The organism is Pseudomonas sp. ASL8, assembly GCF_056680355.1.
Genome location: NZ_CM155278.1, coordinates 1,612,484 through 1,627,041 on the forward strand (window position 1 = coordinate 1,612,484; position 14,558 = coordinate 1,627,041).

Annotated in this window: 14 protein-coding genes; 9 read left to right on the forward strand and 5 right to left on the reverse strand. The window is 59.3% G+C overall.

The window, feature by feature from the left end; translation table 11 throughout:
• Positions 1–85: 85 nt before the first annotated feature.
• Positions 86–1,060, forward strand: coding sequence for an NADPH:quinone reductase (locus AC1MEA_RS07240; RefSeq protein WP_480917221.1), 975 nt, complete (start codon positions 86–88; stop codon positions 1,058–1,060).
• A 10-nt stretch (positions 1,061–1,070) separates the two neighbouring features.
• Here AC1MEA_RS07240 and tsaC read toward each other — a convergent pair whose 3' ends face one another.
• The 3 genes from tsaC to AC1MEA_RS07255 form a co-directional block, all read right to left on the reverse strand.
• Positions 1,071–1,628, reverse strand: a complete 558-nt coding sequence (gene tsaC / locus AC1MEA_RS07245; RefSeq protein ID WP_219063345.1) for an L-threonylcarbamoyladenylate synthase type 1 TsaC — start codon at positions 1,626–1,628, stop codon at positions 1,071–1,073.
• Between the two features lie 38 nt (positions 1,629–1,666).
• On the reverse strand, positions 1,667–2,791 hold the full coding sequence (gene dprA / locus AC1MEA_RS07250; RefSeq protein WP_480917222.1) for a DNA-processing protein DprA: 1,125 nt from the start codon (positions 2,789–2,791) through the stop codon (positions 1,667–1,669).
• Between the two features lie 122 nt (positions 2,792–2,913).
• The gene (locus AC1MEA_RS07255) at positions 2,914–3,939 is read right to left on the reverse strand and encodes a LysM peptidoglycan-binding domain-containing protein (protein WP_480917223.1); all 1,026 of its coding nucleotides are present in this window, start codon (positions 3,937–3,939) and stop codon (positions 2,914–2,916) included.
• A gap of 141 nt (positions 3,940–4,080) precedes the next feature.
• On the opposite strand from AC1MEA_RS07255, the gene def reads away from it, so the two are divergent.
• The 4 genes from def to trkA all read left to right on the forward strand — a co-directional run bounded on the left by def (position 4,081) and on the right by trkA (position 8,431).
• On the forward strand, positions 4,081–4,587 hold the full coding sequence (gene def / locus AC1MEA_RS07260) for a peptide deformylase (protein ID WP_480917224.1): 507 nt from the start codon (positions 4,081–4,083) through the stop codon (positions 4,585–4,587).
• Between the two features lie 138 nt (positions 4,588–4,725).
• A complete protein-coding gene (gene fmt, locus AC1MEA_RS07265; RefSeq protein WP_480917225.1) occupies positions 4,726–5,700 on the forward strand; it encodes a methionyl-tRNA formyltransferase in 975 nt (324 codons plus the stop codon).
• On the forward strand, positions 5,697–7,022 hold the full coding sequence (gene rsmB, locus AC1MEA_RS07270) for a 16S rRNA (cytosine(967)-C(5))-methyltransferase RsmB (RefSeq protein ID WP_480917226.1): 1,326 nt from the start codon (positions 5,697–5,699) through the stop codon (positions 7,020–7,022). The genes fmt and rsmB overlap by 4 nt, the downstream gene beginning before the upstream one ends.
• Before the next feature lie 35 nt (positions 7,023–7,057).
• Complete coding sequence (trkA, locus tag AC1MEA_RS07275) at positions 7,058–8,431, forward strand: Trk system potassium transporter TrkA (protein WP_219063351.1); 1,374 nt, start codon at positions 7,058–7,060, stop codon at positions 8,429–8,431.
• Between the two features lie 122 nt (positions 8,432–8,553).
• Here trkA and AC1MEA_RS07280 read toward each other — a convergent pair whose 3' ends face one another.
• Both AC1MEA_RS07280 and AC1MEA_RS07285 read right to left on the reverse strand, forming a co-directional pair.
• Positions 8,554–9,441 (reverse strand): lysophospholipid acyltransferase, encoded by an 888-nt coding sequence (locus AC1MEA_RS07280; protein WP_480917227.1) that lies wholly within the window; start codon positions 9,439–9,441, stop codon positions 8,554–8,556.
• Between the two features lie 38 nt (positions 9,442–9,479).
• Complete coding sequence (locus AC1MEA_RS07285) at positions 9,480–10,031, reverse strand: DNA-3-methyladenine glycosylase I (protein ID WP_480917228.1); 552 nt, start codon at positions 10,029–10,031, stop codon at positions 9,480–9,482.
• A 79-nt stretch (positions 10,032–10,110) separates the two neighbouring features.
• On the opposite strand from AC1MEA_RS07285, the gene glyQ reads away from it, so the two are divergent.
• From glyQ to AC1MEA_RS07305, 4 genes are read left to right on the forward strand one after another with little or no spacing between them, the layout of a single operon-like run.
• Positions 10,111–11,058 carry a glycine--tRNA ligase subunit alpha gene (glyQ, locus tag AC1MEA_RS07290; protein ID WP_219063354.1) on the forward strand — a complete coding sequence of 316 codons (948 nt, stop codon included), beginning with the start codon at positions 10,111–10,113 and terminating at the stop codon, positions 11,056–11,058.
• Positions 11,055–13,109 carry a glycine--tRNA ligase subunit beta gene (gene glyS / locus AC1MEA_RS07295; RefSeq protein ID WP_480917229.1) on the forward strand — a complete coding sequence of 685 codons (2,055 nt, stop codon included), beginning with the start codon at positions 11,055–11,057 and terminating at the stop codon, positions 13,107–13,109. Before glyQ ends, glyS begins: the two co-directional genes overlap by 4 nt.
• A complete protein-coding gene (gmhB, locus tag AC1MEA_RS07300; RefSeq protein WP_219063356.1) occupies positions 13,106–13,666 on the forward strand; it encodes a D-glycero-beta-D-manno-heptose 1,7-bisphosphate 7-phosphatase in 561 nt (186 codons plus the stop codon). The genes glyS and gmhB overlap by 4 nt, the downstream gene beginning before the upstream one ends.
• Positions 13,667–13,697: 31 nt before the next feature.
• On the forward strand, positions 13,698–14,468 hold the full coding sequence (locus tag AC1MEA_RS07305; protein WP_219063357.1) for a lysophospholipid acyltransferase family protein: 771 nt from the start codon (positions 13,698–13,700) through the stop codon (positions 14,466–14,468).
• The last annotated feature ends 90 nt before the right edge of the window (positions 14,469–14,558 follow it).

The window sequence follows — 14,558 nt, forward strand, 5'->3', positions numbered from 1 at the left end:
GGATCAAGGGAGAGAGTCCGATGGCCCTTTTCGTAGTAGTCTTTTTTCGTATTTTTTGTTTCCACTCATCACCGGAGATGAACAGATGGCAAAGCGTATCCAATTCAGCACCGTGGGTGGCCCCGAAGTCCTTGAGTATGTGGACTTCAAACCTGCCGAACCGGGCCCACAGCAGGTCTGCGTGCGCAATAAGGCGATTGGCCTCAATTTCATCGACACCTATTTCCGCAGCGGACTGTATCCAGCGCCATCCATGCCGTCAGGCCTGGGGACTGAGGGGGCGGGTGTGGTTGAAGCGGTCGGCAGCGACGTCAGCCAGTTCAAGGTTGGCGACCGCGTGGCATACGGTGTTGGTCCACTGGGTGCGTACAGTGACGTGCACGTGATTCCTGCCGCGAATCTGGTGAAGTTGCCGGAGTCGATCAGCTTCGAAGACGCCGCCGCGGTGATGCTCAAGGGCCTGACCGTGCAATATCTGCTGCGCCAGACGTATGCGGTGAAGAGTGGTGAAACGGTGCTGTTCCATGCCGCTGCTGGCGGCGTCGGTTCGCTGGCCTGCCAATGGGCCAAGGCCCTGGGTGTGAAGCTGATCGGGACTGTCAGTTCGCCGGAAAAAGCCGCTCATGCCAAGGCACTCGGCGCATGGGCGACCATCGATTACAGCAAAGAAGACGTGGTCAAACGGGTTCTGGAATTAACCGACGGCAAAAAATGCCCGGTGGTATATGACGGCGTGGGGCAAGACACGTGGCTGACGTCGCTCGATTGCGTGGCGCCACGCGGCTTGTTGGTCAGCTTCGGCAACGCATCAGGGCCGGTGGCCGGGGTTAACCTGGGAATCCTCGCGCAGAAAGGCTCGTTGTACGTCACTCGTCCGACCCTGGCCACTTACGCCAACCCCGAAAACCTGCAACACATGGCCGACGAGCTGTTCGCGATGCTTACCAGCGGCAAGGTCAAGGTGGGTGACGTCCAGCGCTACGCCTTGAAAGACGCAGCCAAGGCGCAAACCGAGCTCAGCGCCCGGCGCACCACAGGCTCGACGATTCTGATTCCATAAGCCTAAAACCCTAGCCTGGGCGAACGGTCTCGCCGGTCACCAGGTCACGGATCAGACTGGGGTGCTTGCGCCCGCCCAGCAGGCCGCCGAGCACCCAGTCGATGTCCCCGCGAAAATACTGCTCAACCCGAATACGCGTCCGGGCAGCCGGGCGCCCGAGCGGGTTGGCAGACGTCGAGATCAGCGGTCCGACCAGCGAACAGAGTTCACGCACCTGCGGGTGATCGCTGACGCGCAATGCCACCGTGTCATGAATACCAGTGATCCACTCGGGCAGCAGGTTCTGATGCGGCACCAGCCAGGTATTGGGGCCTGGCCAAGTGCTGGCCATACGGTCGATCCAGATTTCAGGGAAGTCCTCCATGAGGAAGTCGAACTGGCGGATGTTGTCGGCCACCAGAATCAGGCCTTTGTCCACAGGACGGGATTTGATTGCCAGCAACCGATACACCGCCTCTTCATTCCATGGATCGCAGCCCAGCCCCCATACCGCCTCGGTCGGGTAGGCAATTACCGCACCGGCTCGAATTTCTCGTGCGGCTTGCTGCACACGCCAACTGCTGACCATTGTTCTCTCTCCGGGTAAACGCTACGGGCAGTTTAACCTCAGCGCGCACGGCCAAACCATCGTCCTGCTTCACTGCTGATGCGCCCCTCCAGCTCGAGCTCGGTCAACGCCGCCAATACTTTTGGCAACGGCCAGCCGCTGGACAGTGCCAACCCTTCACTGGTGTGGGGCGCTGCATGTAACAAATCAAGCAGGGGATGGCTGGCAGCAGCTGTTGCCGGCAAGGGCGCGACAAAGGCGGCCGCAGGGCTGGCAATATTCTGCCAACCACGCAAGGCTTCAAGAATGTGTTCGACGGTTTCGACCAGCACCGCACCGTCACGAATCAGTTGGTGACACCCTCGGGCGCCGGGGTGATGAATCGAGCCTGGAATCGCGTACACCTCGCGGCCCTGTTCCGCCGCCAGGCGTGCCGTGATCAACGAACCGCTGGCGACGCTGGCCTCGACCACCAACACACCCAGTGACAATCCACTGATGATTCGATTGCGTCGCGGGAAGTTGCTCGCCTGCGGCCCGGCGTCCAGAGGGAACTCGGAAACCACGGCACTGCCCTGGGCACTCATGGTCGCTGCCAGCTGACGATGGCGCTGTGGATAAAAATTTTCGATGCCCGTGCCCAAGACGCCAATTGTCTGCCCGCCAACGTCCAAAGCACCTTGATGCGCGGCGCCATCGATGCCCAATGCGAGGCCGCTGGTGATGACAAAACCAGCGCCCGCCAAGCTTCGGGCGAAGGCTGTGGCCGTGTCCAGTCCAGGCTTCGAAGCGCGTCGACTGCCGACCATTCCCAGCTGCGGACGCTCAAGAATGCTCGGGTCACCGGCCACAAACAGCAATGGCGGTGCATCGGCAATTTCAGCCAGCAGTGCAGGGTAGGTGGGGTCGTCCCACATCAGTAAATGCTGGCCGGGACGCTCAAGCCAGGCCAAAGCAACACTGGCGCCATCGCGGACTTCCGGGCTGCGCCGGGCTTCGGCGCTGGCGCTTGGCAAGCCCAAGGCACGCCAGGCGCTGGCAGGAGCGCTGAGTGCGGCCGAGGCCGAACCAAAGGCATTGATTAGCTTATGAAAGCGTTTGGGCCCCACCTCCGGCAGACGATGCACGCGTAGGCGCGCTTCGAGTTCGGCAGGTGAGGAAGCAGCAGTATCGAACAGCGGCATAGATCTTCCTTGATCTGTAGCGCCCCGTTAACAGCCCGGACAACCTGTGGATAACTCTGTTAGTAACTATTTGATAAGTTCATGCCCGGTGGACAAACATGACCCTATTTCGACACATAGCTTTACGGGTTCCGCACCTTGTCCATGACCGCTAAAGAACGCGTGGCATTGAGTACCAAACCATAGCTGAGCTTTTCATAAGTGCGAAAAACCATCACCAATCCCGCGCGCTCATCCGGGACCTTCACTTGCTCACCCGTCACCCGATCACGGACAACTTCGCCGGTCTTGTAGATGGCCAGCACATTGCCTTCGGCCAGCCCATCGCTTTTGCCCCGATCCAGCGTCACCACATCGAGCTCACCGATCTGGGTCACTCCGCGCGGCACATCGATGATCAGGCCGTTAACCTCGGTTTGAGGCGAGCTGGGCATGAACGTCGAGTTGATCGGCCGCTCTTCGCTGATGAATAGCCGGTCGCCAAGGCGCACTTCCTGGGTCGAACGCTGCAACACCAGGGTCGCGACATCGCCTTCGTGGGCAACGATTTCACCGCCACCGATGTCATCGGCGTTAATCCCGAGAAACTGCCCGGTCAACGGGTCCGTGTAGGTTTTGCCCTGACGGAAAATGTTATAGACGGTGTGCTCAGAGTCTAATTTTCCACGCGCGTATATCCGGTCACCCATGCCGCTGAGCACGCGCTCGGCGTTACCGGCGACGATGTACGGGGCTTTCTGGAAGTCGGCGGGGTCATCGATGATGCGGTTGTTGAGCAGAAAACTATTGATCGCGGCCAGCGGAATGCTTGGGATCGCTTCGGCCATCGGCGTGGTACGAATCCGGGGCGACAGCTTGATGGTGCCACGTGAAGCGCCACGGTTGAGCACCATCTGCGGCTGGCCATCGACATACACCAGGGACAATAAGTCGCCCGGATAGATCAGGTCAGGGTTGGCGATCTGCGGATTAGCCTTCCAGATTTCCTTCCACTTCCATGGCTCGCGCAGAAATTTGCCGGAAATGTCCCAAAGCGTGTCACCTTGGACGACAGTGTAATTCTGTGGATGTCCTTCCCTGAGCTGCACTTGCGCCTGACAAAGGCCGGTAGAGGCCAACAGCAGCAGGGCGAGTAGTGATTTCCTCATGCGGTGAATCCCTTTATCATGTGGCTTCGCGTGAAACACTAAGAGCCCCGGAGGCTCAGGTTTTGCAAGGTTGCCAGCTCTAACCGACGAAACCTGGCAGCTGATTTTGGACTTTACCCTACAAGTGCAGCTCTAACGTATATGGCTATTTTAAACATCCTCGAATTTCCCGATTCGCGCCTGCGCACCATCGCCAAACCTGTGGCAGTGGTGGACGAAGGCATTCGCCAGTTGGTCGACGACATGTTTGAAACCATGTACGAAGCGCCAGGCATTGGTTTGGCCGCGACTCAGGTCAACGTACACAAGCGTGTCGTGGTCATGGACCTCAGCGAAGATCGTAGCGATCCACGGGTGTTCATCAACCCCGAGTTCGACATCCTGACCGACGAGGTGGAGCAGTATCAAGAAGGCTGCCTCTCAGTGCCAGGCTTCTATGAAAACGTCGACCGCCCACAGAAAGTCAAAATCAGGGCTCTGGACCGGGACGGTCAGCCCTACGAGCTGATCGCAGAGGGTTTGCTGGCGGTGTGTGTCCAGCATGAGTGCGATCACCTGAACGGTAAATTGTTCGTCGATTACCTGTCCACCCTCAAGCGCGACAGGATCAAGAAGAAGCTGGAAAAGCTGCACAAGCAGAACGCCTGACACCACTCAAATCCTTCAATCTGTAGGCGCTGACTTGTCTGCGAACCAGGCAACACGGTCCATCAGCCACACCGGGTTGCGGCCTTCGCGGGCAAGCCCGCTCCTACACGTCTGTGTATTTCCTTTATCGAGAAGCCCATGACTGAGCCACTGCGCATCGTCTTCGCCGGCACCCCGGAATTTGCCGCCGAACACCTCAAGGCTTTGCTCGCCAGCCCCCATCAAGTGATTGCGGTCTACACCCAGCCTGATCGCCCGGCTGGCCGTGGGCAAAAGCTGATGCCGAGCCCGGTCAAACAGCTGGCTGAACAACACGGTATCGCTGTATTGCAACCGCCAACCCTGCGTGATGCTGGCGCTCAAGCTGAACTGGCCGCGCTCAAGCCCGACTTGCTGGTGGTGGTCGCCTACGGCCTGATCCTGCCGCAAGTGGTGCTCGACATTCCACGCCTGGGCTGTATCAACAGTCACGCTTCGCTGCTGCCACGCTGGCGCGGTGCCGCACCGATTCAGCGTGCGATAGAAGCCGGCGATGCCGAGAGCGGCGTGACCGTAATGCGCATGGAAGCGGGGCTGGACACCGGACCAATGCTGCTCAAAGTCACGACCCCGATCACTGCCGAAGACACCGGTGGCAGCCTGCATGACCGGCTCGCCGAGCTCGGGCCGCCCGCGGTAATTCAAGCCATCGCCGGGCTGGCCGATGGCACGTTGCAGGGTGAAGTCCAGGACGACACCCTGGCGACCTACGCTCACAAGCTGAACAAAGACGAAGCGCGTATCGACTGGAGTCGTCCGGCGATTGAGCTGGAACGTCTGGTGCGTGCGTTCAATCCTTGGCCGATCTGCCACAGCACACTCAATGGCGAAGCCCTGAAAGTGCTGGCAGCCAGTCTCGACGAAGGGCAGGGCGCACCGGGTGAAATCCTCGTCGCCAGCAAGGACGGCTTGATTGTCGCCTGCGGCCAACAGGCCTTGCGCCTGACGCGCCTGCAATTGCCGGGGGGCAAAGCGCTGAACTTCGCGGACCTGTTCAACAGCCGTCGTGAGAAATTCGCGGTCGGCACGGTGCTGGGTGTCATTGCACCCGAGCAGACGGTGCACGGCCAATGAACCCGCGTCTCGCTGCCGCCAAAGCATTGGCCGCCGTCCTCAACGGCAAAGCCTCGCTGAACAGTTCGCTGCCCACCCAGCTGGACAAAGTCGAGGCCCGTGATCGCGGTTTGACTCAAGACCTGGCCTTCGGCACCGCTCGCTGGCAGCCACGGCTGTCCGCACTGGCGGCAAAACTCCTGCAAAAGCCCTTCAAAAGCGTCGATGCCGATGTCGAGGCATTGTTGTTGGTCGGCCTCTATCAGTTGCTCTACACGCGCATCCCGGCCCACGCCGCCATCGGTGAAACAGTCGGGTGCGCCGACAAGCTGAAAAAGCCTTGGGCCAAGGCGCTGCTGAATGCCGTACTGCGTCGCGCCCAACGGGAAAGCGAAACACTCCTGGCCGAGCTGGAACATGACCCCGTGGTCCGCACTGCGCACCCACGCTGGCTGCAAAAGGCGTTGAAGGCGTATTGGCCAGAGCAGTGGGAAGCGATCTGCGCGGCCAACAATGCCCATCCGCCGATGATCCTGCGGGTCAATCGCCGTCACCACGGCCGCGATGCGTACCTGCAGATGCTGCAAAACGTCGGGATCGAAGCCCGCGCCTGTGTCTTCAGCCAGGACGGTATTGTGCTGAACGAACCGTGCGATGTCCGCACCCTGCCCGGTTTTGCCGAAGGCTGGATCAGCGTGCAGGACGAAGCCGCGCAATTGGCTGCCGACCTGCTGGAATTGGTTCCTGGTCAACGCGTACTCGACGCATGCTGCGCCCCTGGCGGCAAGACCTGCCATCTGCTGGAAGTACAGCCATTGCTCGCGGGCGTGGTCGCGGTGGATCTGGAGGCCAAACGCCTGGTCCGCGTGCGGGAAAACCTGGATCGCCTGGGCCTGAACGCCGAGCTGATCGCTGCCGACGCCCGTGACACCGGCCAATGGTGGGACCGTAAACCGTTCCAACGCATCCTGCTCGATGCGCCGTGTTCGGCCACGGGCGTGATTCGTCGTCACCCGGATATCAAGCTCACGCGTCAGGCTGACGACATTCCCGCACTCGCCACGCTCCAGGGCGAATTGCTCGACGCACTGTGGCCGACGCTGGAAGTCGGCGGCATCCTGCTGTACGCCACCTGCTCGACGCTGCCGATGGAAAACACCGAAGTGATCGAGGCGTTCCTGGCTCGCACACCCGGCGCGCGCGAACTGGACATCGCCGGTCAGCTCGGGCAACAGCCGCCCGGCCTGAAACAACCGCACGGTCGCCAACTGCTCGCCCAGGAAGGCGGCCACGATGGCTTCTACTATGCCAAGCTGATCAAGATTGCCGCTGCACACGGCTAACCGTTTCAGGGCTATCAGTTTTCAGGAGAGGGCGGATGAAAATCATCATCCTCGGCGCAGGACAGGTCGGCGGTACGCTGGCTGAACATTTGGCCGGTGAAGCGAATGACATCACCGTGGTCGACACCGACGCCGATCGCTTGCGTGATCTGGGTGATCGCCTTGATATCCGTACCGTTCAGGGCCGCGGCTCGTTCCCTACGGTACTGCGCCAGGCCGGCGCGGATGATGCCGATATGTTGGTGGCGGTGACCAACAGCGACGAGACCAACATGCTCGCCTGTCAGGTCGCTTACACCCTGTTCAAGACCCCTACCAAAATCGCCCGCGTGCGCGAAGCGGCCTACCTGACCCGCGCCGGTCTGTTCAATAACGACGCGATCCCCGTGGACGTGTTGATCAGTCCGGAACAGGTGGTGACCAACTACATCAAGCGCCTGATCGAATACCCCGGCGCACTGCAAGTGATCGACTTTGCTGGCGGCAAGGCCCAACTGGTGGCGGTCAAGGCGTACTACGGCGGGCCGCTGGTCGGCCAACAGCTGCGTCAGTTGCGCGAACACATGCCTAACGTCGACACCCGGGTTGCCGCGATTTTCCGCCGTGACCGGCCGATAGCCCCCCAAGGCGACACCGTCATTGAAGTGGATGACGAGGTGTTCTTCATCGCGGCCAAAGCGAACATCCGCGCGGTCATGAGCGAGATGCGCCGCCTGGATGAAAGCTACAAACGCATCGTCATCGCGGGCGGCGGGCATATTGGTGAACGGCTGGCCGAAGCCATCGAAAGTCGCTATCAAGTCAAAATCATCGAGATGAACCCGGCCCGCTGCCGTTACCTTTCGGAAACCCTGGACAACACCGTGGTTCTGCTGGGCAGTGCGTCGGACCGGGATCTACTGCTGGAAGAAAACATCGCCGAAGTCGATCTGTTCCTGGCGCTGACCAACGATGACGAGGCCAATATCATGTCCTCGCTGCTGGCCAAACGCCTCGGCGCACGCAAAGTGATGACCATCATCAACAACCCGGCGTATGTGGATCTGGTGCAGGGCGGCGAGATCGATATCGCGATCAGCCCGCAACTGGCGACCATCGGCACCTTGCTGACTCACGTTCGCCGTGGCGACATTGTCAGCGTGCATTCATTGCGTCGTGGGGCAGCCGAAGCCATTGAAGCCGTCGCCCATGGTGATGCCAGGTCGAGCAAGGTCATCGGTCGCGCCATCCGTGACATCACACTGCCGCCAGGGACCACCATCGGCGCAATCATTCGCGCCGAAGAAGTACTGATCGCCCACGACATCACGGTGATCAAGTCCGGCGACCATGTGATTCTGTTCCTTGTGGATAAAAAATATATCCGCGACGTAGAGCGGCTGTTCCAGGTCGGCTTGAGCTTTTTTTAATCAGCGGTACCGATCAATTGGAGGGACCGGTACGGGACTATCCCATGATCGAATCACTGGAAACAGGCTCACCCCGGCTGTGGACAACTTCAATTGCAGCAGTTATCCACAGCTGACAGCCTTCAATACCAGCGCTTTTCGCCCGGTGGACGCTTTTTGAAACGCTTCATCGTCCACATGTATTGGCTCGGATAAGCCCGCACGTACTTCTCGACAACCTGACTCATGGCCGCCGCCGACGTTTGCGTGTCGGTGCTGTACATCGCCTCGGGTGCCGCTTCGAGGATCACCTTGTAACCGGAACCATCGGTCAGGCGGATCGCATGCAGGAAAACGCCCACTGCCTTGCCACCGGCCAACATGTTGGGCACGAACTTGCTGGTCAACGCCTGGGTCGCGCAGAAGGGCACGAACAGACCTGCAGACTCAGCGGGCTCGGGATCGGCCGGAATACCCACTGAGCCGCCTTTGCGCACTTCCTTGATAACGCTGAGGATGCCTTCTTTGGTCGAAGCCGCCACGCGATTGCCCAGTTGCACACGCTGCTTGCGCAGCAGATCGTCCACCGCCTTGAGTTTCGGCGGCCGGTAAAAAATGATCGGTTTGCACTGGCTGCAATAGAAGTGGTTAAGCACTTCCCAGTTGCCCAAGTGGCTGGTGATGCCAACCACGCCCTTGCCCGAAGCCAGCGCGGCTTCCAGCACTTCAAGCCCTTGGACTTCACGCACCAGATCGATTGATTTCTGAGCGGGCCAGATCCAGGCACAGGCGCTTTCGGTGAACGTCTTGCCGATGTCCATGAGACTGCGGCCCACCAGGCGCTCGCGTTCGGCAGCGTCCAGCTCAGGGAAACACTTGGACAGGTTGATGCGCGCAATTTCGCGCGAGCGGTTGGGCAGTTTCCACATCAGCCAGCCGATGGACGTACCGACCCACTGCACCACTCGCCATGGCAACAGGGCAAATAGCCGCAAAAGCCCGACCAAAAGGGCGCCTTTGAACTTATCCACAGATCACTCCCGAATTCGCAAGGCCGCTATTGTAACCATCAGCGGCTCAAGACGGCGTATCGATCACACTCAAGGGTGTGATCCATGACCATGCCTGTGGCCTGCATGAAGGCGTAGCAAATCGTGGGGCCGACGAACGTGAAGCCTGCTTTTTTCAGGGCTTTGCTCATTGCCTCAGCTTCAGGCGTGACGGCCGGGACCTGGCTGCGACCCTCGAAATGATTGATTTTTGGCTGCCCGCCCACAAACGACCAAAGCCATTCCACCGGGTCTTCCAGGGCCTGCCAGGCCTGCGCGTTGCGCCGGGCGGCATTGAGTTTGAGGCGGTTGCGAATGATGCCGGCGTCGAGCATCAGCGCTTCGATTTCAGCGTCGCTCATCTGGGCCACGCGCTGTACATCGAAGCCGAACAAGACTTCACGATAGCGCGCGCGTTTCTTTAAAATAGTGATCCATGACAGGCCGGCCTGGAACCCTTCGAGCAATAACAACTCGAAGAGTTTCTGCGCATCGCGCAACGGCACGCCCCACTCTTGATCGTGATAAGCGATGTACAGCGGATCTTCGTTGCACCAAAAGCAGCGTGGCATAAGGCTCCAAGGGTGGAGGTGCGGCCGAATCGGGTATACTCCCGCTCTTTAAATCGCAGCCCCAGCACAGGTGAATTTCGTGAGCCAGCCTACGCCAGCCGTGCGTACCTTCCAAGACTTGATCCTCGCCCTTCAACAATACTGGGCCGAGCAAGGTTGTGTGGTGCTTCAGCCCTACGATATGGAAGTCGGCGCCGGCACATTCCATACCGCTACGTTTCTGCGCGCCATCGGCCCGGAAACCTGGAACGCCGCTTATGTGCAGCCCAGCCGACGCCCGACTGATGGCCGCTACGGCGAAAACCCGAACCGCTTGCAGCATTACTACCAATTCCAGGTGGTATTGAAGCCTAACCCGGACAACTTCCAGGAGCTGTACCTCGGCTCCCTGAAGCACGTTGGCCTTGATCCGCTCGTGCATGACATTCGTTTCGTCGAAGACAACTGGGAGTCGCCAACGCTTGGCGCCTGGGGTCTGGGATGGGAAGTCTGGCTGAACGGCATGGAAGTCACCCAGTTCACCTACTTCCAGCAAGCAGGCGGTATTGAGTGCTACCCGGTGACCGGTGAAATCACCTACGGCCTGGAACGCCTGGCCATGTACCTGCAAGGCGTGGATTCGGTCTATGACCTGGTCTGGACCGACGGCCCGTTCGGCAAAGTGACCTACGGCGATGTGTTCCATCAGAACGAGGTTGAGCAATCGACTTACAACTTCGAACACGCCAACGTTGAAAAACTGTTTGAGCTGTTTGATTTCTATGAGAGCGAAGCCAGTCGCCTGATTGAGCTGCAGTTGCCATTACCAAGCTACGAAATGGTCCTCAAGGCCTCGCACACCTTCAACCTGCTGGATGCACGTCGGGCGATTTCGGTCACCGCGCGTCAGCAGTACATCCTGCGGGTACGGACGTTGGCCCGTTCGGTAGCGCAGAGCTATCTGCAAGCCCGAGCCAAGCTTGGCTTCCCGATGGCACCCCCCGATTTACGTGATGAAGTGTTGGCTAAGCTGGAGGCTGCACAATGAGTGCTCAAGATTTCCTGGTTGAATTGGGCACCGAAGAACTGCCACCCAAAGCCCTTGGCGCCCTGGGTGACGCGTTCCTCGCGGGCATCGAAAAAGGCTTGCAGGCCGCGGGTCTCAGCTACAGCGCCAAGCAGGTCTACGCTGCGCCGCGCCGTCTGGCCGTGCTGATCACTCAACTGGCGACGCAACAAGCAGATCGCAGCGTCAACCTCGACGGCCCGCCACGCCAGGCGGCATTCGATGCTGAAGGTAATCCGACTCAAGCCGCGCTGGGCTTCGCCAAGAAGTGCGGCGTAGAGCTGAGCGAGATCGATCAGAGCGGGCCGAAGTTGCGGTTCAGTCAGAACATCGTCGGCAAGCCGACGATGAGCCTGCTGCCAACCATCGTTGAAGACTCCCTGAACGATCTGCCGATCCCCAAGCGCATGCGCTGGGGTGCGCGCAAAGAAGAATTCGTTCGTCCAACCCAATGGCTGGTCATGCTGTTTGGCGATCAGGTGGTCGATTGCACCATCCTCGCTCAGACCGCAGGCCGTGACTCCCGTGGTCACCGCTTCCATCACCCGGAAAGCGTGCGCATCACCTCGCCTGCCAACTACCTGCAAGACCTGCGTGGCGCCCACGTATTGGCTGACTTCGCCGAACGTCGCGAGCTGATCAGCAAGCGCGTCGACGAGCTGGCAACGCTGCAGGAAGGCACCGCGATTGTGCCGCCAAGCCTGCTCGATGAAGTCACCGCGCTGGTCGAATGGCCTGTGCCGCTAGTGTGCTCGTTCGAAGAACGCTTCCTCGACGTGCCGCAAGAAGCGCTGATCATTACCATGCAGGACAACCAGAAGTATTTCTGCCTGCTGGATGCCGACGGTAAGTTGCTGCCACGCTTCATCACCGTGGCCAACATCGACAGCAAAGACCCGGCGCAAATCATTTCCGGCAACGAAAAAGTGGTTCGCCCACGGTTGACCGACGCCGAGTTCTTCTTCAAGCAAGACAAGAAGCAGAAGCTGGAAACCTTCAACCTGCGCCTGCAAAACGTAGTGTTCCAGGCCCAGTTGGGCAGTGTTTTCGATAAAGCCGAGCGCGTATCGAAACTGGCCGCCTTCATTGCCCCACGCATTGGTGGCGATGCCAAGCGCGCCGCGCGTGCAGGCCTGCTGTCCAAGTGCGATCTGGCGACCGAAATGGTCGGCGAATTCCCGGAAATGCAGGGTGTTGCCGGTTATTACTACGCCCTGGCCGACGGCGAGCCTGAAGACGTCGCACTGGCACTGAACGAGCAATACATGCCTCGTGGTGCTGGCGCCGAACTGCCAACCACCCTGACCGGTGCGGCCGTCGCCATGGCCGACAAGCTCGACACGCTGGTCGGCATCTTCGGTATCGGCATGTTGCCCACCGGCAGCAAAGACCCGTATGCACTGCGCCGCGCTGCGTTGGGCGTGCTGCGGATCCTGATCGACAAGAAGCTGGACCTCGATCTGGTACAGACCGTGGCCTTCGCCGTGGCTCAGTTCGGCGCGAAGATCAAACCTGCCGGCCTGGCCGAACAAGTGCTGGAGTTCATCTTCGACCGCCTGCGTGCGCGTTACGAGGATGAAGGCGTCGAAGTCGCTACGTATCTGTCGGTACGGGCTCTGCAACCGGCTTCAGCCCTTGATTTCGATCAGCGGGTTCAAGCGGTGCAGGCCTTCCGTAAGCTGCCGGAAGCTTCCGCCTTGGCGGCGGTGAACAAGCGTGTGTCGAACCTGTTGAGCAAAGCGCAGGGCAATATCGCCAGCACCGTCGAACCTAAATACTTCGATAACGCGCACGAGTTTTCGTTGTACTCGGCGATTCAGCAAGCGGACCAAGCGGTGCAACCGATGGCCGCAACGCGTCAGTACAGTGAAGCACTGGCACGTTTGGCTGCGTTGCGCGAGCCAGTCGATGCGTTCTTCGAAGCCGTGATGGTCAATGCTGAAGATGCCAGCGTACGTGCCAACCGCTATGCCTTGCTGGCTCGCTTACGCGGCCTGTTCCTGGGCGTTGCCGACATTTCGCTGCTGGGATGACGTTGAAGGGGCAAGGCTTGAAGCTGCTGATTCTGGACCGGGACGGGGTGATCAATCATGACTCCGACGCTTACATCAAGTCGGTGGAGGAGTGGATTCCCCTCCCGGGCTCGGTCGAGGCTATTGCACGCCTGAGCAAGGCCGGCTGGACGGTGGCCGTCGCCACTAACCAGTCCGGCATTGCCCGCGGGTTTTACGATGTCGCCACACTCGAAGCCATGCATGCGCGCTTGCGCGATCTGGTGGCAGAGCAGGGTGGCGAAGTCGGCTTGATCGTTTTTTGTCCACACGGCCCGGATGAAGGCTGCGATTGCCGCAAACCAAAACCGGGCATGCTCAAAACGATTGCCGATCATTACGCGGTAGATCTGGCGGGCATCTGGTTTGTTGGCGATAGTAAGGGTGACTTGGAGGCGGCGCTGGCCGTCGACTCTCAGCCAGTTTTGGTAAAGACCGGCAAAGGTCTCAAAACAATGGGTAACCCTTTGCCCGCAGGCACTCTGGTTTTTGACGATCTGGCGGCGGTTGCCGCAGAACTTATCCACACTTGTAAATAGACGGGCATCGCCCGCAACGGTAAGAGCTCCTATGTCGATCATGCAGGCAATCAGAACCTTCTTCTTTTACCTGCTGTTGTGCACCACTTCTCTTCTGTGGTGCACACTGAGTTTCTTTGTCGCCCCGTTTTTACCTTTCCGCGCCCGCTACCGTTTTATCAACGTGTACTGGTGTCGCTGTGCGTTGTGGCTGACGCGGGTGTTCTTGAACATTCATGTTGAAGTAAAAGGTCAGGAAAATATCCCGCTAGAGCCCTGTGTGATTCTGTCCAATCACCAGAGCACCTGGGAAACCTTCTTCCTCTCGGCGCACTTCGAACCTTTGAGCCAGGTGCTCAAGCGTGAGCTGTTGTACGTCCCGTTCTTCGGTTGGGCGATGGCGATGCTACGGCCGATTGCGATCAACCGTGACAATCCCAAAGCAGCACTCAAGCATGTCGCCAAAAGAGGCCATGAACTGCTCAAGGATGGCGTCTGGGTGTTGATCTTCCCGGAAGGTACGCGCGTTCCTTTTGGGCAGATTGGCAAATTCTCCCGAGGCGGCACAGCGTTGGCCGTGAATGCAAACCTGCCGGTTCTGCCCATTGCGCACAACGCAGGCAAGTACTGGCCAAAAGAAGGTTGGGCGAAAAAGCCGGGCACCATTGAGTTGGTTATTGGCGAACCTATGTATGCCGAGGGCACGGGCCCACGCGCCATTGCAGCGCTTAATGACCGGGTCGCGGCCTGGAATGAAGCAACGCAACGCGCCATGGGTTCAGTGGTTGCACCAGCACCGAGCGAAGAAAATGCGGTTGTTTAGGATCTGTGGATAACCTGTGCACCATTTTTGTGATTCTTTAAATAAATCGCGCCAACTCGTTAATTTATATACTTATTTCTTAAGCTGATT

Coding starts and splice junctions, on each gene's coding strand:
- AC1MEA_RS07240 (WP_480917221.1), top strand. CDS start 86: ATGGCAAAGCGTATCCAATTCAGCACCGTGGGTGGCCCCGAAGTCCTT.
- tsaC (WP_219063345.1), bottom strand. CDS start 1,628: ATGGTCAGCAGTTGGCGTGTGCAGCAAGCCGCACGAGAAATTCGAGCC.
- dprA (WP_480917222.1), bottom strand. CDS start 2,791: ATGCCGCTGTTCGATACTGCTGCTTCCTCACCTGCCGAACTCGAAGCG.
- AC1MEA_RS07255 (WP_480917223.1), bottom strand. CDS start 3,939: ATGAGGAAATCACTACTCGCCCTGCTGCTGTTGGCCTCTACCGGCCTT.
- def (WP_480917224.1), top strand. CDS start 4,081: ATGGCTATTTTAAACATCCTCGAATTTCCCGATTCGCGCCTGCGCACC.
- fmt (WP_480917225.1), top strand. CDS start 4,726: ATGACTGAGCCACTGCGCATCGTCTTCGCCGGCACCCCGGAATTTGCC.
- rsmB (WP_480917226.1), top strand. CDS start 5,697: ATGAACCCGCGTCTCGCTGCCGCCAAAGCATTGGCCGCCGTCCTCAAC.
- trkA (WP_219063351.1), top strand. CDS start 7,058: ATGAAAATCATCATCCTCGGCGCAGGACAGGTCGGCGGTACGCTGGCT.
- AC1MEA_RS07285 (WP_480917228.1), bottom strand. CDS start 10,031: ATGCCACGCTGCTTTTGGTGCAACGAAGATCCGCTGTACATCGCTTAT.
- glyS (WP_480917229.1), top strand. CDS start 11,055: ATGAGTGCTCAAGATTTCCTGGTTGAATTGGGCACCGAAGAACTGCCA.
- gmhB (WP_219063356.1), top strand. CDS start 13,106: ATGACGTTGAAGGGGCAAGGCTTGAAGCTGCTGATTCTGGACCGGGAC.
- AC1MEA_RS07305 (WP_219063357.1), top strand. CDS start 13,698: ATGTCGATCATGCAGGCAATCAGAACCTTCTTCTTTTACCTGCTGTTG.